Source organism: Candidatus Melainabacteria bacterium (genome assembly GCA_003963305.1).
In the GTDB taxonomy this organism is placed as follows: Bacteria; Cyanobacteriota; Vampirovibrionia; order Obscuribacterales; family Obscuribacteraceae; genus PALSA-1081.
The window spans coordinates 188,683-214,916 of sequence record RXJR01000010.1 but is presented as its reverse complement, the minus strand read 5'-3'; the positions used below and the strand labels follow the sequence as shown (position 1 = coordinate 214,916).

Here is a 26,234-nt window from a genome sequence, read left to right as displayed (position 1 = left end):
TGGACTCTTACATCGTTATAAGTGCAAGCATCATGGTCGACATTCCAATCGTTCTTGACTCCTCCTCCGAAAAGCCTATTTATGTGCAGTTGTACGAAGCACTGCGCCGCGCTATTTCCGATGGTCAGCTGAAAGCAGGGGAGACTTTTCCGTCGACCAGAGACCTCTCTCGTAAGCTTGGTGTGTCTCGCCACACTGTGCTCAAGGCGACCGAGCTTTTGGTCGGTCACGGTTACCTCGAATCGAACAATCAGACGCTGCGTGTCATTCGCAGCGAAGATCATCAGGCTCAATTTCAGTCGGAACCGCGCCCGGTTGCTGCGCTGCCACCAGATGCAGTGTCGCGTTTCGCTCGTCGCGTGGTTGAGCAACCTGCACCCAACCTTTCTGCCGAGCTCAATTACGGAGCCTCGCCATTTGAAGAGCTGCCGGTCGATCAGTGGCGGAAAATACTGCTCAAACACTTGCGAGACGGCTTTAACCCGATTGAGTTTGAAGTAGTCGGAGATCGCCTTGGTTACATGCCGCTGCGTGAAGCGATTGCTGCTTATTTGAATCGATTTCGCTCTTTGCGCTGTCATCCGGAAAATGTGGTGATTTTTGCAGGACCTTCGTCGGCGCTCGATTTTGTTACACGCATGATGGTCGACCCCGGTGACACTGTGATTCTGGAAAATCCTGGATTTCAGGTGGCTCGTCGCGCCTTTTCGGCAGCCGGAGCTTCGATAGCACCTGCCGATGTTGACGCTGAGGGTGTTGTCGTTGAGAAGCTTTATGACATTGCTCAAGAGCCGAAGTTGATCTATGTCACACCCGCTCATCAAGATCCGACAGGGGCGGTGTTATCTATGGAACGGCGTAAGGCGCTCGTAGAGTGGTCCAAACGCACTGGCGGTTTCATTGTGGAAGATGGATTCGACAGTGAATACTGGTATAAAATGCGCCCGCTTCCAGCCATTCAAGGTGTCGACGACAACGACTGTGTTGTCTACCTCTCTTCTTTCTGGCGCGCTTTGTTCCCTGTTTCGCGCGTTGCCTTCGCCATCTTCCCCGAGCGTTGGATGCCTGTAGTGCGCGAGTTGAAGAGTTTGCTCGAGCGTGAGGTGCCCGTGCTCGAGCAGAAAGTGATTGCTGATTTCTTGCTTGAAGGTTACATGGAGAGGCATTTACGCAAGAGTCATCGACTTTACGCTCATCGTCGTCAGGAGATGATTATCGCTTTGACGAAGCAGTTCGGCAGCCGCGTTTCAATGGCGAAAGAGAGCAGCGGCATGAACCTGCTCATCGAACTCAATCTCGATAATAGCGAGGAAGAAATCCTGGACGCCGCGCGTCAATCAAATCTGCCGCTTGTATCGACACGCGAGTATTACATCGTCAACCCACTGCCCAGGCAGTTTTTGATTCCTTTCGCTCATATCGACGAGACGCAGATTCTTCCTATCACAAAAGCTTTTGCAACAGCTCTTTTGCCTCAAACTGTTTAAGCCAGGTGGCAAGTGGCTTGACCTGTCTTCTCCAGATAGCGTTGATGATACTCTTCAGCCGGCCAGTAGGCACTGGCGGCGGTGATTTCAGTGGCGATGGGATGTTTGAATTTTCCGCTTTGATTGGCTGTTTCTTTTGATTTTGTCGCGATCTCTTTCTGCTCAGGCGTTAAGTAGAAGATGGCAGATCTGTACTGAGTGCCGATGTCTGGACCCTGTCTGTTTACGGTAGTGGGGTCATGCATGTTCCAGAATGCATTCAAAAGCTGTTCATACGAGACCTGGGCCGGGTCGAATTCGACCTGGCAAACTTCAGCATGTCCGGTGCGTCCGGTGCACACGTCTTTGTAGTTCGGATTTTCGGTTGTGCCGCCAGAGTAGCCGACAGATGTTGCCTTGACGCCGGGAATCTGACGAAATGCCGCTTCTACTCCCCAAAAACAACCTGCACCAAAAATAGCTTTCTGCATGCTTTTTCTCCAATTGCCTTTGTCTGTAATTGTGGCACGTAAAAACGGTAACTTAGCTCAACCGTGATTTTTTGTAAGTGCTATGTGACTGAGCCCCTGATTAATACCGATAGTCCGAGCAGGAAAATCACCCCGGAGACCACTTTTTTGAAAACTTTTTCGCTGATTTTTTCAAGCAGACGCATGCCAATCAGTGTGCCCGCAAGTGTGCCGACTGTGGCGATGGCAATTTTCGGCCAGATCGCCCACAACTCTCCTGACTCTGTGGCTATGTATACAGGCAGCCTGGCCAGGTCAACCATCACACCTATTGCCGTTGATGTGGCCACGAATGATTCCTTGGGAACGTCGAAAGCGAGCATGGCGGCGCTTCTCAAGCCGCCCTGATTGCCCACCATGCCACCCAGCCCGCCTGAGAGGGCTCCGGCTAATCCAGCTCGCTTGCGTCCGATGCGCAGCTTCGAATCGAAACCGGTCAGTCCCATGGCGCCCACTGCCGCAAGCAGCAATCCGAAGAAAACCGTCAGCCACTGCGGATGGGCCAGTGAGTGCAGGAGGGCGCCTGCGAACCCGCCCAGAGCGCTTGTGACGCCGAAGGTGAGGAGCACCCCTTTGTCGATGAATTTGCGCAGTACGAAGCAGCGCAGACCCGTAGCAGCAAGGTGTGGAATCGTGATTGCCGAGACCGCTAGTTTTGTGCCCAGTTCGAAGGCCATCAGTGGCGTTAGAAGGCTGCCTATGCCAAAGCCTGTAATTGAGGCGATTGCACCAGCGATGGTGGCAGCAAATGGTAACCAGGTATTAGAATCCATGCTCAGGCTCGCTGGTCTCTTTTGCGCGAATGGGACGAGTGCAAATGCGCAGCGAAGGATTATATGTGGTCTGACTGTTATTCGCCTTTTATCTCCATCACATAGCGGGGCTCGCGACAGCCCATTTGTTGTCAGCGCGCAGAAAGATTGTCAGCCTGTTTGTTGTTGAGGGAATTATTTAGTGATGTAAAGGGATGTAAAGTGGTCCTTTTACAAAACTTCGCTCCTCTTTGATCACCTATCACTGATAAGAAAGAAATACTGTCTTCTTTTCATTTCTTCTCGGCTAATAAACCTCAAGCGTAAGAACTAACTTCTAATCACTGAACTTCAAAACAGCCGAGAGGGACTGCGACTTTCAACTCTTTCCGGAGCTTTGCAATGCCTGACTCAAGCGATGCAGCTGGCGTTCAGGCGGTCGACACGCGGCGTGAAGTCATTCTCACGTCTGTGCAAGCCGCCCAGGCCCAGCAGCGTTATGAGGCGTTGGTAGCTGAGTACGAAGCAAAGCGAACCACGCCTCCGGACCCACACGAATACTGGACCTACAAGGCTCTCTGGGCTGCTGCCTATGGTGCCGACCAGATTCGTGTGGTCGATTGACACAACCTCAGGGAGATTGCCACCAAAAATCACTGGCACCTTGATTGGTGCTCCGACGAACCCATCAACTGCAACGGAGTCTGAATGACGAATCCGAACATCCCTGAGACCAGCTACGCTTCCCGCGTCGCTGCCCTTCTCGACAGTGCCACGAGCGAATGGCGGAAGAAGGACTACATCGCCGCTGAACGCATCTGTCGTGAAGCGCTGGCGCTCGCCGCTGAGCACATCGGCAAAGACAGCCGTGCTTACGGCTACTGCCTGGAAGACCTCGGCACCATCCTGACGGCCATGAACAGCCTCGACCAGGCGCGTGAAGTGCTGGGCGAGGCGCTGTGCGTCATGGAGAAGGCACTCGGTTCGCGAGCGCCTGAAGTCGAGCGCATCTTCGGTCGTTTGCACGACCTCTACTACTGAGGCTCAGCCTCGGTCACGACCTCAGGGTCTTGAAACTTCTCGAGAGGCGGTGCCAGGCATTGCCTCTCGCTCACCCAACGTCGAGCTCAATGCCCACGTTGGCCTGCTTCTGAAACGGGTGTTCCAGCACCCTGTAATCACTCAAAGACAAAGAGGAAATTGCTATGAGAATGGACCAGTTCAAAGGGCTCAACCAGTGGGCTCGTCGCAAGGTCAATCGCACCAAGCTGGTGCACGAAGTCGGCAAGGAGATCCGCGCCGGTGGGAAGGAAGTGCCTTTCGACCGTGTTCGTCGGGTCGCCTGTGTCGAGAAACGCGTGTACAGCCGTGTGCGTGCGCGCTACAAGCTGTTCGCCGGCGATTTGCATCGCTACACGCTGGCCAACGGTACCGTGCTGGAGGAGTACGTGCAGGAAGTGATGGAGTCGGGTGGACCCTGCTACTGCATCGCTCTGCGCGACCAGCATGGCAAGCCGGTTCCGAAGTCGCTCTGGAGCGACAGGGAGCTTGCCGCAGTTTGATTCATGGACAGAGAGGGAGCACTTCAGCCGCTCCCTCTCCGTCAGCCTGGCCACCTTCGGGCACCTGCTTCACAAGCGGGTTTGCTCGTCATGTCAATGCACATTTGAGCTGAACAACTTCAGCTGGACTTTTAAGAGAGGACAACATGTCTGCAACCAATCTCAGCAACACCACCGGCGAGGAGCGAACCCTGGCTGTCATCTGCCATCTGGTCTCGCTTCTGGCCACCTCCATCCTCTGCAACATCTTCGTGCCGCTGGTCATCATGCTCATCTCGGACTCGCCCTTCGTCAAGGACCAGGCCAAAGAGGTGCTCAACTTCCAGATCAACCTGGTCTTCTGGGCGATCGTTTCGGCGCTGCTGTGCTTCTTCATCATCGGCATTCCCATGCTCATCGCGGTCGGCGTTCTGGGCTTCATTCTGCCCATCATCGCCGCCATCACTGCCGGCGGTGGCACGGCCTATCGCTATCCGCTCACCATCCGGATCATCCGATGACGACGGCGGCGCAGCAAACGAGAACTGCTCGCGACGCTGACTGACAAGACCGGTGGGCGATGTTGAGCACGCTTGTGCTGAGCATCGCCTGCCTGCCGTTAGTGCCTTTGCTTGTGACCAATATTCAAATCTCAATTCAACAAATCGTGCTAAGTGCCGATTAGAAAGAAGGTACGTGCATGCAAAAGAACAAACTGACTGGCGTCCTGGGCAGTGCTCTGGCCTGCTCCATCGCCGAATTGATCTTCAACATCATCGCCTACGGACTGAACCCGCACCTACAGGCAGCTGCCGTCGTCGGTCTCGTTCTGGGCGCCGTCATCGGCGGTCTCATCGCTGCTTTCGGCTCCAGCCGTCCCATCCTGGGCGGTGTGATCGCGACCGGAGTCGTCTTCGGTGGCATTATTGCTTTTCTCGCCGTCAGCTACAAGATCTCGGCTGTGCTGTCTGCCTTCGATGTCTTGCTCGTGACGGGGGGCGTGCTCGTGATTGGTGTCATCAACGGCTTCGGCTACCGCCTTCTTGGTCCTGAGACCTAGGCGTCCGAGCTGTAAGGCATGAAGGACCGGCGAACGCGGCTCTTTGCTGCTTTCGCCGGTCGCATTCAGGTTGGATAACCATCGATTTGCTGAAAGGGACCGGCTTTTAACAGTTTTCATTTTTATCGCAAGCTATTCTATAGTATAGTAGGGTGGGATAAAAGCGAAAGCGGCAGGGAGTGTCGTTTTTCAACGATCTACCCTGCCGCTCTCGAAAGTCAGTCAAGCGCGGTGGTCTACATGAAAAGTCCGCAGGTAGCGGCTGTGATCCATGTGGCCAGATTCGCCGCGACCAGGCACTTCAAGCCGATCTTGGCGATTTCACCGCGTCTGTCGGGAGCCATCGCGCCCAGACCGCCGATGTTGATGGCGATCGAGCCGAGGTTGGCAAAGCCGCACAGCGCTGCCGTCGCAATCAGCTGTGTGCGTTCGCTCAAGACGTAGGCGCCGTGTCCGTGGATGACCTGGCTGAGCTCTCCGTAAGCGACGAACTCGTTGACGAAGATTTCGGTAGCCATCAGGCGTGCCACGTGGAAGGCCTCGTGCGCGGGCACGCCGAGCAGCCAGGCCAGCGGTGTGAGCAACACGCCGAGCATGTCCTGGATCTGCCAGCTGACACCGAACCAGTGCAGCGGAATGGCGATCAAGAAGTTGATCATCGCCACCATGGCGATACCGACCAGCACCATCACCATCACGTTGACGGCGATTTTGGCACCGTCCATTGCACCGTGGGCGATGGCATCAAAGGCGTTCACAGGTTTGTTCTCGATGTCGAGAACCACCTCGCCCGTGAGTGCCTTCTGCTCCGTTTCCGGGCAGAGGATCTTGGCGATCGCGATGCCGGCGAATATCGACATGATCGAGGCTGACAGCAGCCAGACCGGATTCATGCCCAGAGCCGTGTAAGCGACCAGGGCCGATCCGGAAATAGTCGCCATGGCAGCGGCGATCGATGTGAAGAGTTCAGAGCTGCTCAGCCGCTTCAGATACGGCTTGATCAGAAACTGACACTCCACCTGACCGACGAAAACCGCGGCAACGCTTGAGAGCGCTTCCGGTCCGGTGATGCCCATGGTGCGCATCAGTCCTCGGGCGAGGAGCTTGACGATGCGCTGCATGATGCCCAGGTAGTATGCCAGTGACGAGAGGGCGGCGATGAGAATGATCGAAGAGCCGACCCTGATAGCGAAGATGAATTCGCCACGGGCCAGCTTGTCGCCGAAGATTCCCGCCGCGCCGTCGACAGCAAATTCGAGCAGCTTGTTGATGCCCTGTCCGACCGCCTCGAAAGCCTGGCGTGTGATCGGCACTTTGAGAATGAGCAGGGCGGCGATGAAGTTGAAGGCGAGACCAACAACAACCGGGCGCCACTTGATCGCTTTTCGGTTGTTGGAGAGAAGCACGGCGATGCCGATGATGACGGCGATGCCTAGTAGTCCGATGAGTTTGTCCATGAGAGTGACTCCGACAAAGCGACGCACACCTGAATTGGTGGCGCCAGATAGTCGAGAAACATCCACCCTGCTAACGCAGAGAAGAAAGACGTTCTCGAAAGAAGCTGAAGGTACTTACAGGTTTTGTTGGCTGTTGAAAGTAATGAAACGTGACTTCTTAGAATTAGCAATCTGCAGAGTCAATAAACAACCGCCTGCGCTTCTTGGCAACGTACACCTTGGCAATATGTAATGTGCTACCTATCGCGAGTTATTTATAATTGCCGGCCTCTCATGGAGCTATTGGTGTGAGCATAAAGACAAGAATAATTGTTGCTGCGGCACTCGTTCTTTCAACGGTGTCAGTGCCGGTGATGCAGCCTGTTCGGGCCGAACATACGGCAGTGGGCAAGGCGCATAAGAACGGTGTGCATGAAGAAGTCCTGATCAAGGCACCACCTAAAATTGTCTGGAGAAGTATGCTCGAACAGCGCAAGATAGATCCGGATTCTGCTTACATCAAGTCGGCCAGCGAGAACGGTGAGCCTGTAGTAGAGCAGAAGTTCATTTTTCCTTCGCCGTTTGGCAATGCCGAATGCATATTGCACCTTAATGAAACAGCAGCTCAGCGAGTAGATTTCAAACTTATCTCATCTGAAGATTTGAAAGCGATGGAAGGAAGTTGGATTCTCACTCCTACCGAGGAAGGCCACACAAAGCTCTCGCTGTCTACTTATGTCGAGCCGAATATTTCTTTGCCGCGAATGATTACAAACGGCATCGTCAGTCACCGTTCTAAGCGCAATCTAAGCATGGTCAAAAAGCTCGCTGAAAGCTCCGCTAAGTCTATGTAGATAGAGCATCAGTCAGGGTTTCAGGCAATCTTGGAGAGTCGCAGGTTGGATTTACCTGCACTCGCGACAGTGTGCGAGGCTCTTTACAGCGTGTGCGAATGCTAACAGGGCTAGCGGTTAAGCGTTGTAAAGTGCTCGTCTATACAAAACTTGTGATGAGATCACCATTTAGATACTGGTAAATCTCTAAGTATTCATCCATCAGTTTTCATTTCCGAAAAGAGCTAAGAAACAGCACTCCTGCAAGTATCTGGATTTACTTACGTCAGTCGCCGACTGGCGTGTCTGACCATCGAAGATGACTTTTGTCTAACGCCTCGATAGACAGACGGCGTCTCCGCTGCATCTCTTGTCGGGTCCTCATGATTGCTGGCTGCCCCGGGTGGCTGGTTTGATACGAGGAGCAGCAAGAGGTGTCAACTCAGTTGCAGCACAACCGGAAACATCCATGCAGCTCATCAAAAATCTCTTCTGTGCCTTCCTGGTGCTGATCATCGTTGTTCTCATGTGCACCTGCGGCAGGTCGATGGAGTATCGACCCCGTCGCCGCTGGTTCCGCTTGCGCCGGTACCGCCACTGATTGTGGTGACACCGCTTCTCTCGGGCGGCATCCGCCGCTCGTCAACCCCGAATGGTGCCTGCCTGCAGGCACCGGAGGATAGACCAATGTCCAACGCAACCAACCCCAAGAGTCCCGACGACCAGAACGACCCGCCCCTCAACAGCCCCCGCAATCTCGTCAAGGTGGCATTCTGCGTGCTGCTCTACAGCGTCGTGCAGTGCTGCAACAACTCCTTCAACGGCATCGTCGACTGGACCAAGATGCCAGACATGAGCACGGTGCACACCGTGCTGCAACAGATCAAGCCCGCCGCCGCGCTTGGCACCATTCGTGGTGTGATGCTGGCGCTCATGAGCGTCATCATAGTCTGGGTCGGACCGCCCCTCTGGGGCATCATCGGCCCGGTGCTCGGCAGCGCCGCACGTGGCTCGCTGCGTTTCGTCGGTGCATTCGCTCGTGCGGCTCGCCAGCACGGTCCCTTCGATCCGAAGGACCCGTTTGGTATGCACGGCGACGGCAGCACCGGCAACGACTCCGGCAAATCTGCGTAAGTCTGCCACCTTGGCCCAGCTTAAGACTCCGGCGAGTCGAATGCTGGTAAGTCTTCACCCGTCGATGCGCCGGTATCGACAGTCACGACACCCCGCACCGCATCTGGTGCATAAGGCATGGAGCTTCACATGTCCTCGACCAATCACGCCGACTCGGTTCTGCGCGGCAACTTCTGCGATGTCGTCAAACACTTCCGCAACCGGGAGATCGACGACCTGGATCGGCTCGTGCAGCGAGGCGTTTCGGTTCTTCTCAGAACGAGAGGTAAGCCCCGTTCGCAGGGCGACTTCCTCTCCTCTGCGGCGCTCGCCGAGATGTACGCCGATGAGGCGCTCACCATAGTCGGTCGCAGTTTCAGGACTTACCCGTTCCTTCGTGATGCCGAACAGGTGGTCACGCTCGCCGACCCGAGCTTGCTCGGTCATGTGCAGGGGCTGATCGGCATGGCCGAGCAGCTCGTGCAGGAGCCTGCTCCGTCGAACTGCGGCGGTGTCGACCCGGTCTCGACCGCAGCGCCTGTCGATGTCAGCCTGAACGCGTTCTATGCGGGCGAAGTGCTCGTCTACAACAGCCCTGCCCAGACCGGCCGACACCAGGGCTGAACTACTGCCACCGAAGCAATCAAAGGCGGCCGGCGATTCTGCCAGCCGTCTGCTGTCCGTACAGATGCCTGGCATCTGTCGTTGCATTGTGCACCGCATCTGGTGCATGTGAGGAGAATAAGTAAATGACCAAGACCAACCGCGACTCGATCCTGCTCACCGAACTCGCTGACGTCGTCAACCACTTCCGTGGACGCAAGACTGACGATGTGGATCAGCTCGCGCAACGAGCCTTGTCTGTCATCTTTCTCACCGACCATATCGTGCAGACGGGATACGAGGCTGACGCCGATCCGTTCTCGGCGAACATGTTCGCCAGCTCGGCGCTCGGTTCAATCAGCGCAGGCATCAAGCGCTATCCCTTCGTTCGTGTGAAGGGCACTTTCGCCGACGTGGCGCTGTGCCAGACCGAAGAAGAGCGCGATGCTCTGCTCGATTCGGCCGAGGACATGATCGAAATGGCGGAAGGGCTCATGCAGAAGCTCGACGCCATCGCCATGATGTCGGTTCTCGCCGACGGCTTCCGCGCCGCCAACCCCAACTTCCATGCCCGGGCAGTCTGACCGGGCAGTCTGGCGCTTTCTGAAAGGTTAGCGCCCCGCCGCTTGTCCTCAATTTCGCAGTTTTCCTTCGAGACCTGGTGGCAATCACGCTGCCAGGTTAACAACGTGGAGATATCACCAATGTCCAAGTCCAACAAGGCCACCGCCGCTGCCGTGGTCGCTCTCACCTCAAGCTTCAAGCCGGCACCGTCGGGCACCCGTGTGCGTGAGCTGGCCGGCAACAAGCAGGTGCGCTTCTCGCTCGAGATGTCGTCTCTTGCGAGCCGCGATGACATCGCCCGGCTGCAGGAGAAGGTCTCGCGCGGCGCCCGCCCGCACCTCACCAACGACGAGCTGACCGCTCTCTTCGGCGAGCGCAAGTCGCATCTGCGCCGCGTTCGCAAGGCTGCTCGCGAGCACGGTCTGACGCTCCTGCCCCGCACCGACGCCGACAAGATGTTCGGCATCCAGCGTGTGCAGGGCACCTACGCCGCAGCCCGGCGCTTCCTGCCCGGCATCGAGCTCTCCCACTTCGTCGATGCGAAGGGCGGCAAGTTCGTCGGACGCGAAGGCCACATCACCGTCAAGCCCGGGCTGCCGATCATCGGCGTCTACGGTCTCGACACGCGCGACATCGCGCATGTCAACCTGCGCTTCGCCGGCTCGGCGGTCGAGCCCAGCGCCATCCCGTCTGGTCTGACGTCGCGCGGGCTGGCCCGGCTGCAAGGCTTCGATGTCGCCGCCATGGACAAGGTGGAAGATGTCGTCACCGGCTTCGTCAGCCTCGGCGGTGACAACGGTCCGCGGCTTCTCGCCGATGCGGCCTACGTCGCCAAACAGGAAGGCATCGCCGCCGCTCCTGTGATCGGCAACTCGGTCGACGGCACGCCGCTCGATGGTGGCGCTTCGGGCTACGCCGACGGCGCCACGGTCGAGAATGCTCTCGATCTGCAGGCGCACGTGCTGCTCAATCCCAACGGCTACTGCGTCATCTTCCGCGCCGACAATTCCGACGACGCCTTCATCCAGGCGATCGAAGCGGCAGTCGCCTTCAAGGGCGTTCAGACCAGGGACGGGCGCCTGCTCAAGCTGCGCGCTTACACGATCAGCTGGGGCATGGCCGAGTCCAACTTCACGCAGCAGTCGCTGCTGCGCTGGGAGAAAGCGGCCGCGGCGGCTCGTCTCAAGGGCATGATCGTCACTGCCGCCACGGGCGACAATGGCTCGCGCGACAACACGCCCAAGGCCGTTGCCGACGCACCGTCCTCGGTGCCGAACATCATCGGCGCCGCCGGCATCGGCATCCGCTCCCGTGACGGCAAGACGGTGACGAGCCGCTACGTCTGGAGCGACACCGGCGGTGGCATCTCTGATCTCTTCCCGCCCATGAAGGAGGAGGTCGGGCTGGGGCTGCCGGTCTCGGCCAGCACCGGCAAAGCCGGGCACAGCGCTTCGCTCGTGGCTGACGTGGCGGCGCCCGAGTGCGGACCCAATGTGCGCTACCAGAACCGTTCGTCCAAGGTCGGCGGCACGAGCCATGCGGCGCCGGCTATCGGCATCAAGATGGCGAAGATGTTCAAGGCTCTCGAGGACAAGGGCCTGGTCGTCACCGACCCGATCGCCTTCATCTACGGGCACCTCGACAAGGGCTTGCTCGAGATGGTGACCGAGCCGGGCAGCAACGGCGACTACAAGGCCGATCCCAAAGACAAGATCAACGTCCCGGTCGGCGGTGGCTCGCTCGTCTACGGCTACTTCCCCAAGATGAGCGGCAGCAGCGGCTCCTGAGTCGTCTGCTGTAGCACTGCTCGTGATGGCAACAACACGGGCGTTGTGTTTAGTGGCGTTCGTGATGGCAACAACACGGGCGTTGTGTTTAGTGGCGCTGGTGGTGGCAACATCACCGGCGTCCCTTTCAGGGGCGCTGCTTGTGCCAGCATCTCCGGCGCCAGATCGGCGCTGGTGATGCGTGCATCTGCAGTGCTGCTTCACGGAGCGTATCGAACCAAAACTCGGTGCGTGCTTTCTAAATTTTGCGCGGGGGCGCTTTCAAGTCTCTCCAGCAAAACACATTTACGGTAAATATCATGACTACGGAAAATTCTGGCAACATCCAAACTCTCATCATCGCTGCTCGTGCGCTCGCTGCGCACCAGCGTGATGAATTCAATTCCCACTGCGCCATCGTTGCAGCCGAACAGCTGCAGCTCACGACCTCGGAGCAGGTGGCCGAAGCGGAGCTGGCGTTCACCTCCGCCGAAGCCGCTCTGGCATCGGCAAGGCTCAACAAGTTGGTCGCTCAGCGGCGTCTGTCGACGGTACAACTGCAGTTGCAGCAGGTCGCCGGCAGTCTTGCGCAGGCGCGTCAGCACCTCTGGTCTGTCTGTTCGTCGGACGACGAAGAGTTTATCGTCGCGGCTGCCGTAACATACGGCGACCGCACGCACAGCTTCTGGCTGATTCACCAGGAACTGGCTGCGGCTCGCGCGGCGCTCGACCAGGCCGAAGAGGGCATCGCCAGTGGTGTGCAGCACGTGGACTCTTGCGCTGCCGCCTTGAACAAGGCCAGGTCTGCCAATAGCGCTGCCGGCGAGGCGCTCTTCAGTGCTCAACAGAGTGCCTGCCACCCCGCATCGCTCGGACTCTTCGGGCTCGAGCGCGCTGTTGCCGATGCTGCCCATGCGCTCACCGGCACAACGGAAGAGCAGTTCGCCTACAGTTACGTCAACACGCAAGATCTTCCCGTCTGGAAGGCGATGTCTGACGCGGCTGCTTCCTCGTAACAGGCAAACGGAGAACTTCAATGCCTCGTCAATCACCCACGCCTCGGTCTCAGTCCAGGTCTGCCTTTGACCGCTTCATGGAGCGCAACATCGTGGTCGTGTCGATTCTGGTCGGGCTGCTCATTGTGGTCCTGCTTGGCGCGGCGCTGAGCTGACCCGTTCACTCAGGTAGCTGGCAACACCCGCTTTCTATCGGGAGTTGCCGGCTCTCTGTCCGTTCATTCACCAGCTTGCGGCGATGCTCAACCAGTTTCGCCGCATTTCCTTCAAGAGGAATTATGCATGCACAACAGACCACAAGAAGAAGTCGGCGTCAACGAAGCGAGCATCATCGCTGAGATCGTCGACGGCACAATCGCCGACCAGGAGCGCGATTACAAGCCAGGCAGCCTGGCTCGCCGTGACGTGCACAGCAAATCGCACGGCAGCTTTACCGATGCCCGAGTGCGCATTCTCGACCGGGTGGCGCCTGGAAACATCGGTCTTTTCGGCAAGTCCGGCTACTACTTTGGTGCCAGTGTGCGCCTTTCCAACGGTGCGCCCGGGACCGGCCCCGACATCCTTCCCAACGTGCGAGGCATCGCCATCAAGGTGCATGGCGTTCTTGGCGACAAGCTGCTCGTCGGCGATGAACAGGCTGATTGTTGCGACTTCCTGCTCGCCAATCACCCCGTTTCTTTCCATCGCCATCTGGAAGACTACCCGCCCATCCGCGACCTGATGGCGCGCGGCAAGGTCGGCCAGGTACTGCGGCGCTTCAAGCCCGAAGGACGGCTTCTGCTCAAGGCGGTGCTCAAGCTGGTCAAGAACCCGCTCACCATCGACTACTACTCGCAGACGCCCTACATGTTCGGTGACCGTGCCGTCAAGTATGCGCTGATCGCGCAACAGCGCAGCAGCTTCTTTTCGCTGCCCAATATCTTCGACGGCGCCTACCTTCGCCATGCCGCCGAAAAGCTCCTGCGCAAGCAGGCGGTGCGCTTCACGCTCTGCGTGCAGTTCCAGCAGGAAGGCGAACCGATCGAAGATCCTTCCGTCCAGTGGCGCGGGCGTCTGATACCGGTGGCGGTGCTGGAAATTCCGCGCCGGCGTGACGACAATCCGCTTCTGGAATCGTCGGGAGAAGCGCTCTCCTTCAACCCCTGGCGCACCCTGCCCGAGCATCGTCCGCTGGGCTGGGTGAACCGTGTGCGCGAGGCCGTCTATCGCGCCGACTTCACATGGCGAACCAACAAGAACGCGGGTGGCACTGCTTCTTGAAGGCTCGCTCTCTTTCACACCGGCAGTAATGCTGGCAAGAACTGAATAGGAAAAACCATATGACAGAAGATCAAGACGGGCAGCAACAGAAGCGCTGCCCTTTCCATCGCGTCACAGGTGGCTTTCGACCCCAGTCTTCGCGCGTCGGCATCGGTCCGATTCGCTATGTCTACTGGAACTGCTTCTACTGGATTCTCGAGACGCTCAACCGCGGGCTCTCGCGCGACCCCAATCGCAAGGTGACGTGGGACAAGTGGCCGCCCTTCCTCGGGCTGCTCTACCTGCTCGCCAAGATTCGCTTCAACCGCAGCAACGCACTCACCGACCCCTACGACTACGCGACGAACGACACGAAGCAGTTCGGACCGGAGCCTGACGCCGTCAAGCACTTCTACACCGCCGACGGCACCTGGGTCTCCGACAACGATGACCCGCAGATGGGAGCCGTCAACACCAGGCTCGGGTCGAACATTCCGCCCAGGAAGGTGCGCCCCGACCCCGAGGCGATCACTCCCAGCGCTCGCGATGTCGGCAAGGTTCGCTGGCGCAGGCTGGACGAGCACGGACGAGAAATCGTCAAGCCGGCGCTGATTCTGAACAACCTGGCGGGTGGCTGGATTCAGTTCCAGTTCCACAACTTCGGCGGCAACACCAGGCACGACCCGGTCAGTCAGTGCCCGCACCTGCTTGCGCGCCGCCCGGAAGAGAACTGGCCTGACGGCGAGGCGGCCGTTGTCGATCGCACCAGCAAAGACTGGACCCGCACCACCGACAATGGCAGGCCGACCGTCATCTCCGAACGCGAGATGGCCTGGATCCAGGGGCAGATCTACGGCACCAATGACGATGAGCTCCACTCGCTGCGCACCTTCAGTGGTGGCGAGATGGCCGTCGACGAGAGCCAGCGCCTGCCCGAAGACCCTGCCAAGCCGGGCATCGACAAGACCGGCTTCAACAACAACTACAGCCCGTTGCTGAGCTTCCTGCACTGGCTGTTCGTCTCCGAGCACAACGCCATCGCTCGGCACTACGCTTACTTCCATCCCGACTGGGACGACGAGCGTCTCTTCCAGATGGCGCGCAAGGTGAACGTGGCTCAGATCGCTCGCATCCACACCGTCATGTGGACCGAAGATCTGCTCCAGCACCCAACCTTGCAGATGGGCATGCACGCCGACTGGTACGGCTTCCTCGGGCAGCGCGCCAAGATGTTCATGATGCGCTTCTTCGATCGTCACCCGACCATCGCCCGGCTGATGACCTGGTTCCGGCACTATGAGCTGATCTGGGGCATGCCCGGTTCGAAGTGGGAGCACCACGACGGACCCTTCCAGGTGCCCAAGCAGTTCCGCATGGTCTATCGCCTGCACGAGATGATCTTGAGCGAGCAGGAAATCATCGAGCCCGGCAGCGACCGCACGCTCGACCGCGTCTCGCTCGTCGACTTCATTCACGGCAACACACGCTCTCTGGTCGAGCGCTTCGGCTACGAGACCCTGGCCTGGTCGTTCGTGAAGAAATCGGCAGGGGCACTGACTCTGCACAACTTCCCGCGCGCCCTGACCCAGTTCAAGAACCAGCAGGACGGCACCTGGACCGACCTGGCCGAGCGTGACGTCTTCCGCGAGCGCACCGACGGAACGGGCACCTACAACGACTTCCGACAGTCGCTGGGCGAGCCTCCTGTTACTTCTTTCCTGGAGTTGACCGGCGGCGATGTCGAGATGGCGCGCGAGCTGGAAGTGCTCTATGAGGGTGATGTCGATGCGGTCGATGCCGGCATCGGCATTCTCGTCGAACCGAAGCCGGCCGGCTTCGCGCTCGGCTTCTGCCAGTTCTACCAGTTCGTGCTCAACGCCCCGCGCCGGGTCAAGTCCAACCGTCATCTGACGGAAGGCTTCACCTATGCCGAATACGGCGTCGGCATGGATTGGGTCGAGCACGGTGGTGGCATGCTCGGTGCCATGGCTCGCCATGTGCCGGGTTTGCGCCCTCAAATGGAAGGCGTGACGCGCGCCTTCGCGCCCTGGAAGGAGACCGAGACTTTCCCCTATCGCATGCTGACGGAGACGCACGAGGACACAGCCACGCTGTTCAAGACCGACCTGCGCACCTTCGTTCTGGCCGCTCTCGCTGCCGGTATCGGCGTGTACACGGGCGCTTTCACGCTGACCACGGCGCTCGTTCTGCTCGCACTCTTCGCGGCAGGCTCGCTCGCTCTCGTTGTGACTCGCATGCTCGCCATGCGCTTCATGCAACAGGTGTGGCAGAAGTGCTACACCGACAAGCGCACCCTCATGTTCGGCACGCTCGCTCGTGCTGAAAGGTGGATCAACCGCGCTGCTTGCTTCGGGCGGCTCGGTGCTTTCGCCATCACAGGCGGTGGCGCCGCTCTGGCCTGGCTCCTGCACTCGTCTCACCCCGTGGTGGCGCTTCTGTGCGGCATCGTGGCGGTGAGCGGCTTTGCCACGCGCCGGCTCTCCAACACGTTCGTGGTCGATGCGCAGGTGCTGAAGATCAGCCTGCGCAACCGCATGCGTGAAGGGCAGCCGCTCACGACGGTGCAGGACATCCCTGCCGGAGCGGCAGTGGATGTCGATAAGGAGGCGTTCGAGCGCAGCTTCCGCACCTACGCGCCCGGACGTGACTACATGACTGCCTACGACTTCGCCCGCATGCATGAAGGCGATGCCGTGGCAGCAGCACGTGCGGGCAAGGGCAACTGGCTCACCCGGGCTTTCAGCAAGGCTTCGGCCCGGCGGCGCTCGGACCGGCTGCTCAGGCTCTACGCCGATCACGTCTGCGAGGAAGATCGCAATCTCGTGCCGGCGATTAGCAAGGCCACCCTGCTGCGTGCTTACCAGGGGTTGGCTCACTACGATCTGGTGCGCGAACAGGGCTGAGCGGCGCTCCGGCCCGATTCCTTCGGACCGGAAGCTCTCTCAGTTCACGGCGAAAAGAGCAACGACATCGGTGGAACTGGCTCCTGCCAATTCCGCCGATGCTCGCGAACAACCTGGAAAGCGGCATCCTTGCCGTTTTCCCTTTTTTTTGTTGTTCTTGTATATAGTATAGTACATATAAAGCAAACGATCAAATTAAACCGTAAGCTGCGGCAGAGACCTCTGTACGTAGCCCGCGCAGGCTGTTTTCGCACATTCTGTTCACCGATGCTTATTGTCAAGAATAAGTTAACAACGCGATTTAGATTGTTCACAAGCACAAGTCCGCCATTACCAGTGCTTGGGTAGCAATCACATACTTGATGGAGAGCATGAACCATGAAAGATTCAGTTAACGTTAGAGACGCAGTTGATTCAGGAAAGTCGAACGCCGGTGCCTACCTCCATCAAGACGCGTATGGCGATAAGGCATTTGCTAAGTCGGTTGCCGATTCTGGTTCGGCAACCGGTGTTGTGCCCGAAGCTGTAGTTTCTGATCAAGGTATCGTATTTGGTGCGCCAGATAGGGGTGGTGCTCCGAAAGATAGACAAGAGCAAGAGCCTGACCATGCACAAAATTCTCATAAATCGGGACGAACGGTTGTCGGCTCGAGCAGTGACTCCGTAGCTGCTCCAGACAAAAAGGACCCCGTTGCTAAGAGCGGTACGGGCGACGGAGCGCAGGATAAGGGGCATGGACCATTACTCGACTCTGTTGGTCCGCAGTCTGATTTTGACAGCACAAGAGATGGTATGGAACGAGGACTTAAAAGCAGAGGCGGAAATGGCCTTGCAGGAGGCAGTCTTGACCAGGAGCCCTTGTTGAAATTCTAGTGTTCTCTAAATTTCTCAGTTTCGCCAGACAAATGGCAACTTTCGGCTGACGGAAGTTGCTATTTGCTGTAGATTTGTCGCCATTAGGCTACTCGCTGGAACCTGCGCTTTGAACAGTCCTTTCTCTGCTAATTTGTCGCTTTCGCAAAAGTCTTTCTTGCTGGTTGGCATACCTCTGGCATTCGAGGTCCTCTTCGTTTCTCTGCTGTGTGGTACACAGAGTCAACTGGAAAAGCTGTACAAAACTGAGTTGAAAGAGAAGACTCTAGCCGTAGCGATTAACAAAGCCGAAAGTACATTGCTGCGAGCTGGCAGCTTCGCCATGATGGAGAAGGTAATCTCCATGAGAAAAATACATCAAGTCAATGAGGATAAGGACATCTGGCAAGTGGTGGCACCACAGTTGCGAAAAGAACGTCGCTTTTGGACTCATCAGAGAGCGGCCGGCATGTCCGACGCGGTTGCGCAATGGAAGAACGTCCTCGCTCTCGTTGACGACGAAAATGTGGTTAAACCCGATGTCGAAACTCTGACTCGTCTCATTACTGATCTCGGTGCTGATTTTGAAACTCTGGAGTACCGGAGGGGCTCGGTCCTTGAACAGCAGTTTCTTGTCGTCAAGATTTATAAAAAACTGGCAGGATTGATGCCTATCGCAGACCGAATTATTGATCAGCAAGATCAGGTGCAGGCCAGAGATGCAGAGAAGCAACAACAGTTGCGCGAGCTGTTGGACTATATTGTATGGACGGGCGTGATCCTGAACATTATTCTCGTCACCGGTTTAGCTATCTATTTCAATAAGTCCACTCTGAGCCGGTTGGATAGCTTGATGAAAAATTTGAGCAGATTGTCTGAAGGCATCACTCTCCTTCCTGAAGTCTCCGGGCGAGATGAAATTGCCCGCCTTGATCATTCCTTTCATGATATGGCGCGTCAACTGAGTGAAGCACATCGCCGTGAGACTGCCATTATTAGCCATTCTGCCGATGTCATTTTTTCTGTCAATCTGGATTTGCAATTTAACTTCGTTAGCAGGGCTTCCGAGAAACTCTGGGGATACACTCCCGACGATTTGGTTGGCAAGAGTATTGATCAAATTCTCCCTGCGGCCGAGCGCGAATCTGCTCGCTCTCAGCTTCTTTCATTATCTGATGAAGTCTCCGTCAATTCGATGGAACGTCTCATTGTTCGCAATGATGGAACCACTCTGTTTACGCTATGGTCGACTATTCGTGTCGAGTCGGAGGAGACTATCTTTTGTATCGCACACGATATCAGCGATCGCAAGAAAGTCGAGCAGATGCGTACTGAGTTTATGACCATGGTTACGCATGACATTCGCACTCCCCTATCATCTCTGACGATTATGTTTGAACTTTTGACTGAGGGTGTCTTGGGTGAATTGAATGATCGTGGCAAGAATCTCAGCGAAAAAGGGCTGCAGTCAACAGAGCGATTGATCCGTCTGATCAGCGATTTGCTCGATATGGAGCGCATTGATTCCGGTATGCTCACCATTGAGTTGCAGCCAATCAGCATAAGCACGCTGTTTGCACGCGCCCTTGACTCAGTACAATCCAGCGCCGAAAAGAAATCGATTGATCTGAAGTTGGAGTGTTCCGGCGATACTCTCATCAATGTCGATGCTGACAGAATCGTACAGGTGCTCGTGAATTTGATCGGCAATAGTCTCAAATTTGCCCCGTCCAATAGTGCCATCACTTTGGGCGTACTAGAATCAGATACTACATTCGAATTTTTTGTTTCGGATCAGGGACGTGGCATTCCCAAAGAAAAGTGTCTTTCTCTGTTTGACCGTTACAGTCAAGTTGAGCGTTCTGACGCAGTCGTTCAAGGTGGCTCCGGGCTCGGACTGGCGATCTGTAAATCTCTGGTGGCAGCTCATGGTGGCACCATTGGTGTGGAAAGTGAGTTGGGCGTGGGTAGCCGCTTCTGGTTTCAATTGCCCAGAGAAATTTCTTCGGTTTGATTTGACGCGAAAAAAATACTTTGCTGCCTTCTTGTCATAAAAGAGTTATGTAGCCCCGGTATGGTCAATTTGCAATCGATTCATTGCTCGGCATTGCCGGATTTCAATTTTTCAGGGGATAAGAGCAACCTTGTTCTGCAAGGTTGTTCTTTACTTTTGATGATGCCGGGACGCTATAATTTTCCCACCCGGCCATCAGTATGATTCGCCGGTGCGTTTCAGTGAAAGATTGGTAAATTTGCGTGGCCAAGATCCTCATAGTCGAAGACGACGAAATGCTGGGACTTTCTGTACTAACAGCTCTGGAATCGCGCAAGCATGTTGTCGAGTTGGTCAGCAATGGAATTGATGCCCTGGAGTTTTTGCGAAACTTTGACTATGAAGTCGTGATCCTGGATTGGGGCATACCCCAACTCAACGGACTGGAAGTTTTGCAGAAGTACAGGCAAAAAAACGGTAACGCCGTCATTTTGATGTTGACCGGAAAAAGCGATATCCGTGACAAGGAAATTGGATTTGAAACGGGTGCAGATGATTACCTCACTAAGCCATTCGACATGAGAGAGCTTATTGCCAGAGTCGATGGATTGCTGCGCAGAGCTCGTACTTTCAAAGATGATGTTCTGTCTTTCAAAGGCGTCGAACTCAGTATTAAAACTAAAAATGTTCTTGTAGACGGCGTTGAAGTCTCACTCAGCGCTATGGAAATAGCCGTTTTGGAATACTTGATGCGCAGACCGGATCAATATTTTACTGTCGATGACTTGCTCAGTGGTGTATGGCAGTCGGCTTCCGAGTCTTCAGAACATGCAGTCAGGCAGTGTATATCCAGGCTTCGTAGCAAGCTCGATAGACCCGGCCGCGAAGCCTTTATTCGCACCACTAAAGGTTTGGGTTATCGAATCGATTCGGGAAGATCGATTGGCTGATACTATATCTGGTGCTGAAATATTAACTATATTGGGTAGTGTATTGACCGAAAAAAGCAATAAATTTGAGAGCACGAGAAGGTTTCCCTCAACTAGTCCACGTACCGCTCAGTCGGGCCCGGCACAGCGCCGGGCCCGACTGGTGGTCGAGCTTGCCTAGAGCTCGAAGGGCAACTCCAGCCTGACCACACCGTGGGCGGTGGCACCGCCGCGCGAGACGATGTCGTCGTTGATCAGGTGCGCTGCGCGCATGGCCCGACCCCGGCTGGAGAAGATCATCGAGCGCCGCTGCCCGAAGGTGGAAAGCAGGTTGTCGACACTCGCGTGCAGCTCCAGCAGCCGCCCCCCACCGGAGAGCAGCTGCTGCACGTCGGCACCGATGCCCTGCCCGTAGGCGACGCGCCAGATGTAGCCCTCACCCCAGGGCGAGAGCGTCTTCAGCACGTAGACACCGTCGTCGGCGCCGAAGCTCGGCTTGACGTCTGCGGCGCCCGGGAAGGGAGTGTCGACGGGGATCACCGCCACACCATACTCGGTGCCCCAGCCGTTGCAGAGTGCCTCCACCTCGTCTTCGATGACGTTGGCGAAGGCCACCGCCCGACGCTCGCGCGCGAACACCCAGCTTGCCCCGAAGGCGTTGGCCAGGTACTGGTTGCGCACACCGATGACGGGCCACTCGGCGTTCTCGATCGCCTGCGCGTGCCCGGCCCGGTACTCGAAGGCGAGCCCGTTGCGAGCCGGCGTCTTCACCACATAGGAACCGTTGTCTGCGGACATGATGTACTTCCTTTCGGAGAATCCTGAGCCGACCTGGCTCAGAGATGGATGCTTGAAAATCAGTGAGCGGGTGTGGCAACGATGACTCGACGCCACACCCTGGGTGGATGGAACTGGGACTTGCTCTCTGCTCAGCTCCAGCGCGACGAGCGCTGGATGGCGGTAAGAGCCGGGTGCTGCCGGGGCTCGGCCAGGTAGAGGGTGAGCCAGGCCGTCGTCAGCGCCGTCGACTGCTCGATCGGCATGGCGTCCTCGCTGACCACACGCTGCTCGTAGCAACGTGCCACGCCCTCGCTGCCTTCCTTGCCGACGACGACGCGGTCGTCCTCGGAGATGGTCAGGCTGGCTCGGCCACCCCGGTAGCGGAAGTAGAAGGCCTGTCCGGTCTCCTCGATGATGCCCTCGCCCTGGGTGGGAAAGGCGCCCGTGGGCTCACTGGTGAAGTAGAACATGAAGCAACTTCCTTTCTGGAGGTGAGATTGAATGCTTCAGTGCAGTGCCGTATGTGGTGGCACTTGTCGAGGGCAGTCGCCTGCAATCGCAACTGGAAACGACTGCCCTCTTGAGTTGTGCCTTGCTGTTGGTCGAGCTGTGGCTCTACCTCAGCGGATGCGCAGCCCCGTCGCGGTGCTGGCGATCATCAGGTTCTGGATCTGCGAGGTGCCCTCGAAGATCGTCAGCAGAGGCGCGTCTCGGAACCAGCGCTCGACGGGGTGGTCCTCCACGTAGCCGGCGCCGCCGAGAATCTGCACGGCGTAGCGTGTCGCCTTGACCGCGAGCTCCGTGGCGAAGAGCTTCGCCTTGGAACCCTCGGCACGGGAGAGCTTGCCCGTGGTCAGGTACTTGCTCGCCGCGTCCATGACGAGCAGCCGCGCCGCATCGATGTTGACGTCGAGCTCGGCGATCATCTGCGCCACCTGCTGGTGCTCGGCGATCGGCTTGCCGAACGCCTCACGCTCGGTGGCGTACTGCACTGCGTACTCGAACGCCGCCCGGGCCAGACCGACGCCCATCGCAGCCACCATCCAGCGGGTGCCCTCGAAGGTGGCCATGGCCGCCTGCCCGCCCGACTTCTGCCCGGCGCGCACCTTGGCCAGTCGCGCGTCCAGCGCCTCCTTGCCTCCCAGCAGGCAGTCGGCCGGCACCTCGACGTTGTCGAAGACGACCTCAGCCGTGTGCGAAGCACGGAAGCCGAGCTTGTGGTGCTTGGTGCCCTGCGACAGCCCCTTCGTGCCGGGCGGCACGATGAAGCTGGCCTGACCGCGCGCCCCCAGCTTGGGGTCGACCACCGCTACGACCACGTGCACGCCCGTGATCTCGCCGTCCTCGTTGGCGATGGCACCGTTGGTGATCCAGTCCTTCGTGCCGTTCACCGTCCAGGTCTTCTTCCTGGCGTTGTAGACGGCTCGCGTGCGCATGCCGCTCACGTCCGAACCGGCTCCCGACTCCGATGAGCAGAACGCTGCCAGAGCCGGCTTGCCCTTGCTGTCGGCGAAGCACAGCGGCAGCCACTTCATCTTCTGCTCGTCGGTGCCGTTGGCCATGATCGCCGCCGCCGGAAGCCCCGTGCCGAAGAGCGCCAGCGCGATGCCCGGGTCGGCGAAGAAGAGCTCCTCGATGGCCAGCGCCGCCGTCTTGCCCGTCGGGTCGCCGAAGAAGAGCTGCCCGAAGAACTCGAGCGAGTAGATGCCGGCTGCCGCTGCCTTGTGGATGATCTCCCAGGGCGTCGCCTGCGACTTGTCGTAGCGGGCGGCGTTGGGGCGAATCTCGTTCTCGCAGAACTCTCGCAGCCAGTCGAGCAGGGTGAGCTGATCGTCGGTCAGGTCGACACCGTGCCACTTGGATGAGATCGTCATTTTTACTCCAGTTGTACTCGTCGGAACAGATGGTTGCACCGTATCTGGTGCGGAATTGCAGCGGAGAGGCACCATCTGAGGATGTGCCTCTCCGGAAAAAACTTGGCTGGTTTCTTCGTTGAAACTAGCGGTCGAGCTCTGACACTGCCGTGGAAACAGCGTCCACGAAGGCGTCATCACATGCTTCGTCGCGACCGTGGTCGTGTGCAACCATGATCGCTTCTGCCAGACCGGTCACCTGCGGAAGCGTGATCGTCGGCAGGACGGCGCTCTTGATCTCGAGCGTCGGGTAGGTCTTCGCGTCGAGCTTCGACACGTCGTACTTTCCGCTCCTGATGCCGCTGCGAACAGCCTCGAGGAAGAGCGGGAAGATCAGGTTGTAAGCCTTCACGTACCCTTCGTCGTAGGCCTTCTCGTAGGCAGCCGGGTCGGCTGCCCGATGTGCATCGCGGATGTCCTGCAGATCGATGAACATAATTACCTTTCCGCAATCAAAAAGCGATTGCGCGAAGCAAGCGTTGCGTTCCCCAGGCAATGGAACCGCTCACTTCGTGGTCGATTGCACCGAGCGTTTTGACTCGGCTTGGATTGCCTGTCCCTTGTCGACCCGAGAAGCCACCCAGCAGTTGACTCTGCTGAAACTTGAGAATTGAGGTGGCGCAAAAGAAGCGTGGAAGCTGCTTTGGTTTCTCGAGGTGTTGTTTGAATAGGGCTCCTATTTCTATCAATCTCTTGACAGCTTCCGCAAGTAAAACTGCCCTGTTTTGCCTAAAAAGTAGAAATAAATTTGGATCTGGTTATTCATTCCTGTGCGAAAAACCAGATCAGACCAGATGCAGGGGGCCACCTGAAGAACCGACTTTGCCCGGCTGACTTGGGCTTCCCTTGAACTGGATTTATTAATTCTGGGAATTTTAATTATTCAAGCAGACCAGCGCAAACTAGCGCGAAACCTTTCAGCTTCTGCTCTTCCAGTCTTTTTTACGCAGCTACCTGCAGTGAGTTGCCGTTAATCTGCCTCTTGAAAATCATCCGATTTCAGCCATAATCAATGCACCCCTGTTCAAATTCAGCATACATATCAGCACTAAATGGCTTTCGTGGTTTGTCCCAACAAGACAAAATCGTGAGGTCTGATCAGTGTCCTTCGCGCGAGCATTCGCAGCTCCCGAAAACATGTCCTGGCGCCACTTCTAAGGCATCATGACAATCTCGTTACGTTGTAAAGAATGATGAACTGTTGCCTGGTGTGTCCTGTGTTGTTGTCAGGCACAGGATCTTCGGCTTCCCTTTCTTAATGTTTTCGTTAGATTGACGCGAGGTTAGCACTGTACTGCCCTGAATCGCTGAATGTGTACGTATTTCAGGGCTTTAAGGACTCTTGATCGGTTGGTCCGATCTTTTTTGCAAAAATTGGTTGGTATCAAATGTGGTGGCATTAACGGTTATCTATGGCACAGCTCGCGTTCGCTCGTGAAAGCTTCAAAAGCTGATCTGCTCGCTTGTTTACATCCGTTACACGCATTTGATTGCATCTATGGACTGGAAGTCTTCACTATTAGTTTATAAATCAACTTCTTTTTCTGCTCAGGAACAAAACCTCGCTTCGGCGCAATAAGACCAGATAACAAGCCAAACCTGACAGTACTTCCCAGTACGAGACGTCGTCGGCCCATCTTCAACAGACGTCTACGCTGGCTTGCATCCGCACTGCCAGGCCGCTTCGCTGCCCGGCATACTCTGATGAACTCTAACTAAACGCGGTCAGGCTCGACGCTTTTGACTGCGGATAGGAGTGGACATGAACATTACCCACTATCTGGGTGGTGCATGGACGCTGGTTGCAAACGCGTACCACGACTACTGGACTGCGCTTCTGCAACCGCACCTGCTTCACCCCGGCTTCGGTTTTCTTCTTCCTGTGCTGATTTACCTCGCACTTTTGTGGGGAAATCGCCAGGTGACGATTCGACACTCGACGCTCGCGCCGCACAAAGGCTTGCGCAGCTGGTCGACACTGTCGCTTGCGGCCTATGCGTCACTCATCCTCTGCGTCGTTCACATCGACTTCGCTATGATGAGTCCGGTCGTGCCTCAGGCCTCGGTGCAACATCTGAAGCAGACGCGCAACGTCTGCGTCGCCAACGATTTCTCGGGCTCGATGGACGCCATTCTCAACGACGGTGCCAAAGAACTCGCCGAAGATCAGCAACGGGCGGCGAAAGACCCGGCCTCGCTGATCATCGACAGCGGCACCAACGACAAGCTCCTGGCTCCAGCCGGCGCCACTGCCGTCGACCCCAATAAGCCGATGAACCGGCTGCAGGCGGCTCAGATGGCGACTCGCTACTTCATCCGTAACCGCATGACTGACGATCCGTCCAATACGGACCGTTTCTGCATGATGCGGTTCGACGATGACCTCTACCTGATGGCGCCTCTCACCGACGACAAGATCGTGCTCACTTTGCGCACCGCGCAGATAGCCAACACGAGCGGCGGCACCAACTTCGTCGTCGCTTTGCAGAAAGCCTACGAGTACTTCGTGCAGAACACGTCCGACAACTCGACGCGTGTGCTGATCATGAACACCGACGGCTTCGACGCCATCGACCCGCAAAAGCGAGCCGACTTCATCCAGCGCTACAAAGATGCGCACATCAAGTTCTACGTGATCGGACTGGGTGATGGATGGAAGGAAGGCAACCAGCTCGACTTGCAGAAGTTCGCAGACGAGCTGCACGCAGCCGACCCCACTTCAGGCATCGTCTTCAGAGCCAGCAACCCTGGTCAGATGAAGGCGGCGATGGAGAAGATCAACGAGCTCGAACAGGCTCAAGAAGTCTACGAGACTCTCGACCTCAACCGCGATGTCGACTACGCCTTCATCTTGGGCGCCATCGGCTTCGCACTCCTGTTCTTCGGCTGCGTCACCGTAGCCGGGCGGGTACCCTGATGGAGTT

At 57.2% G+C, this 26,234-nt stretch carries 25 protein-coding genes; 18 read left to right on the top strand and 7 right to left on the bottom strand.

All coding sequences use genetic code 11. The features are described from left to right. Nucleotides 1–32: 32 nt before the first annotated feature. On the top strand, nucleotides 33–1,487 hold the full coding sequence (locus EKK48_13375) for a PLP-dependent aminotransferase family protein (GenBank protein RTL41903.1): 1,455 nt from the start codon (nucleotides 33–35) through the stop codon (nucleotides 1,485–1,487). Here EKK48_13375 and msrA read toward each other — a convergent pair. Both msrA and EKK48_13365 read right to left on the bottom strand, forming a co-directional pair. Beyond that, nucleotides 1,484–1,957: a peptide-methionine (S)-S-oxide reductase gene (gene msrA, locus EKK48_13370; GenBank protein ID RTL41902.1), complete on the bottom strand. Its 474-nt coding sequence runs from the start codon at nucleotides 1,955–1,957 to the stop codon at nucleotides 1,484–1,486. The two genes, EKK48_13375 and msrA, sit on opposite strands and share 4 nt — an antisense overlap. A gap of 80 nt (nucleotides 1,958–2,037) precedes the next feature. Continuing rightward, nucleotides 2,038–2,769, bottom strand: coding sequence for a sulfite exporter TauE/SafE family protein (locus tag EKK48_13365; protein ID RTL41901.1), 732 nt, complete (start codon nucleotides 2,767–2,769; stop codon nucleotides 2,038–2,040). A gap of 381 nt (nucleotides 2,770–3,150) precedes the next feature. Between EKK48_13365 and EKK48_13360 the strand changes: the two genes are divergently transcribed. From EKK48_13360 to EKK48_13340, 5 genes are all read left to right on the top strand, one after another. Beyond that, nucleotides 3,151–3,372 (top strand): hypothetical protein, encoded by a 222-nt coding sequence (locus tag EKK48_13360; GenBank protein RTL41900.1) that lies wholly within the window; start codon nucleotides 3,151–3,153, stop codon nucleotides 3,370–3,372. Between the two features lie 84 nt (nucleotides 3,373–3,456). Then, on the top strand, nucleotides 3,457–3,789 hold the full coding sequence (locus EKK48_13355; protein ID RTL41899.1) for a tetratricopeptide repeat protein: 333 nt from the start codon (nucleotides 3,457–3,459) through the stop codon (nucleotides 3,787–3,789). Between the two features lie 170 nt (nucleotides 3,790–3,959). After that, the gene (locus tag EKK48_13350; protein ID RTL41898.1) at nucleotides 3,960–4,310 is read left to right on the top strand and encodes a hypothetical protein; all 351 of its coding nucleotides are present in this window, start codon (nucleotides 3,960–3,962) and stop codon (nucleotides 4,308–4,310) included. 146 nt (nucleotides 4,311–4,456) lie between these two features. Beyond that, nucleotides 4,457–4,810: a DUF4870 domain-containing protein gene (locus EKK48_13345; protein RTL41897.1), complete on the top strand. Its 354-nt coding sequence runs from the start codon at nucleotides 4,457–4,459 to the stop codon at nucleotides 4,808–4,810. 179 nt (nucleotides 4,811–4,989) lie between these two features. Then, nucleotides 4,990–5,349, top strand: coding sequence for a hypothetical protein (locus EKK48_13340; protein ID RTL41896.1), 360 nt, complete (start codon nucleotides 4,990–4,992; stop codon nucleotides 5,347–5,349). A 236-nt stretch (nucleotides 5,350–5,585) separates the two neighbouring features. Here the strand turns inward: EKK48_13340 and EKK48_13335 are convergent, their stop codons facing one another. After that, entirely contained in the window at nucleotides 5,586–6,806 is a 1,221-nt protein-coding gene (locus EKK48_13335) for a NupC/NupG family nucleoside CNT transporter (protein ID RTL41895.1), read from the bottom strand. A 287-nt stretch (nucleotides 6,807–7,093) separates the two neighbouring features. On the opposite strand from EKK48_13335, the gene EKK48_13330 reads away from it, so the two are divergent. The 11 genes from EKK48_13330 (at nucleotide 7,094) to EKK48_13280 (ending at nucleotide 20,638) form a co-directional block, all read left to right on the top strand. Continuing rightward, complete coding sequence (locus tag EKK48_13330) at nucleotides 7,094–7,639, top strand: hypothetical protein (protein RTL41894.1); 546 nt, start codon at nucleotides 7,094–7,096, stop codon at nucleotides 7,637–7,639. A gap of 666 nt (nucleotides 7,640–8,305) precedes the next feature. Next, entirely contained in the window at nucleotides 8,306–8,752 is a 447-nt protein-coding gene (locus EKK48_13325) for a hypothetical protein (GenBank protein RTL41893.1), read from the top strand. A 129-nt stretch (nucleotides 8,753–8,881) separates the two neighbouring features. After that, nucleotides 8,882–9,355: a hypothetical protein gene (locus tag EKK48_13320; protein ID RTL41892.1), complete on the top strand. Its 474-nt coding sequence runs from the start codon at nucleotides 8,882–8,884 to the stop codon at nucleotides 9,353–9,355. Nucleotides 9,356–9,480: 125 nt separating this feature from the next. Continuing rightward, nucleotides 9,481–9,918, top strand: a complete 438-nt coding sequence (locus EKK48_13315) for a hypothetical protein (GenBank protein ID RTL41891.1) — start codon at nucleotides 9,481–9,483, stop codon at nucleotides 9,916–9,918. A gap of 120 nt (nucleotides 9,919–10,038) precedes the next feature. Continuing rightward, nucleotides 10,039–11,685, top strand: coding sequence for a hypothetical protein (locus EKK48_13310; GenBank protein ID RTL41890.1), 1,647 nt, complete (start codon nucleotides 10,039–10,041; stop codon nucleotides 11,683–11,685). 299 nt (nucleotides 11,686–11,984) lie between these two features. Further along, nucleotides 11,985–12,680 (top strand): hypothetical protein, encoded by a 696-nt coding sequence (locus EKK48_13305; GenBank protein RTL41889.1) that lies wholly within the window; start codon nucleotides 11,985–11,987, stop codon nucleotides 12,678–12,680. A 282-nt stretch (nucleotides 12,681–12,962) separates the two neighbouring features. Beyond that, nucleotides 12,963–13,940, top strand: a complete 978-nt coding sequence (locus EKK48_13300; GenBank protein RTL41888.1) for a hypothetical protein — start codon at nucleotides 12,963–12,965, stop codon at nucleotides 13,938–13,940. Nucleotides 13,941–13,999: 59 nt separating this feature from the next. Further along, entirely contained in the window at nucleotides 14,000–16,843 is a 2,844-nt protein-coding gene (locus tag EKK48_13295; GenBank protein ID RTL41887.1) for a hypothetical protein, read from the top strand. Nucleotides 16,844–17,221: 378 nt separating this feature from the next. Then, nucleotides 17,222–17,716: a hypothetical protein gene (locus tag EKK48_13290; GenBank protein ID RTL41886.1), complete on the top strand. Its 495-nt coding sequence runs from the start codon at nucleotides 17,222–17,224 to the stop codon at nucleotides 17,714–17,716. A gap of 109 nt (nucleotides 17,717–17,825) precedes the next feature. After that, nucleotides 17,826–19,709, top strand: coding sequence for a PAS domain S-box protein (locus EKK48_13285; protein RTL41885.1), 1,884 nt, complete (start codon nucleotides 17,826–17,828; stop codon nucleotides 19,707–19,709). 242 nt (nucleotides 19,710–19,951) lie between these two features. Further along, the gene (locus EKK48_13280; GenBank protein ID RTL41884.1) at nucleotides 19,952–20,638 is read left to right on the top strand and encodes a response regulator transcription factor; all 687 of its coding nucleotides are present in this window, start codon (nucleotides 19,952–19,954) and stop codon (nucleotides 20,636–20,638) included. 156 nt (nucleotides 20,639–20,794) lie between these two features. On the opposite strand, the gene EKK48_13275 is transcribed toward EKK48_13280, so the two are convergent. The 4 genes from EKK48_13275 to EKK48_13260 all read right to left on the bottom strand — a co-directional run bounded on the left by EKK48_13275 (nucleotide 20,795) and on the right by EKK48_13260 (nucleotide 23,746). Next, entirely contained in the window at nucleotides 20,795–21,415 is a 621-nt protein-coding gene (locus tag EKK48_13275) for a hypothetical protein (protein RTL41883.1), read from the bottom strand. Nucleotides 21,416–21,546: 131 nt separating this feature from the next. Next, nucleotides 21,547–21,867, bottom strand: coding sequence for a hypothetical protein (locus EKK48_13270; GenBank protein RTL41882.1), 321 nt, complete (start codon nucleotides 21,865–21,867; stop codon nucleotides 21,547–21,549). A 150-nt stretch (nucleotides 21,868–22,017) separates the two neighbouring features. After that, nucleotides 22,018–23,271: an acyl-CoA dehydrogenase gene (locus EKK48_13265; protein ID RTL41881.1), complete on the bottom strand. Its 1,254-nt coding sequence runs from the start codon at nucleotides 23,269–23,271 to the stop codon at nucleotides 22,018–22,020. Between the two features lie 124 nt (nucleotides 23,272–23,395). Next, nucleotides 23,396–23,746 (bottom strand): hypothetical protein, encoded by a 351-nt coding sequence (locus EKK48_13260; protein RTL41880.1) that lies wholly within the window; start codon nucleotides 23,744–23,746, stop codon nucleotides 23,396–23,398. A gap of 1,326 nt (nucleotides 23,747–25,072) precedes the next feature. Between EKK48_13260 and EKK48_13255 the strand changes: the two genes are divergently transcribed. Beyond that, nucleotides 25,073–26,227 (top strand): VWA domain-containing protein, encoded by a 1,155-nt coding sequence (locus EKK48_13255; protein ID RTL41879.1) that lies wholly within the window; start codon nucleotides 25,073–25,075, stop codon nucleotides 26,225–26,227. The last annotated feature ends 7 nt before the right edge of the window (nucleotides 26,228–26,234 follow it).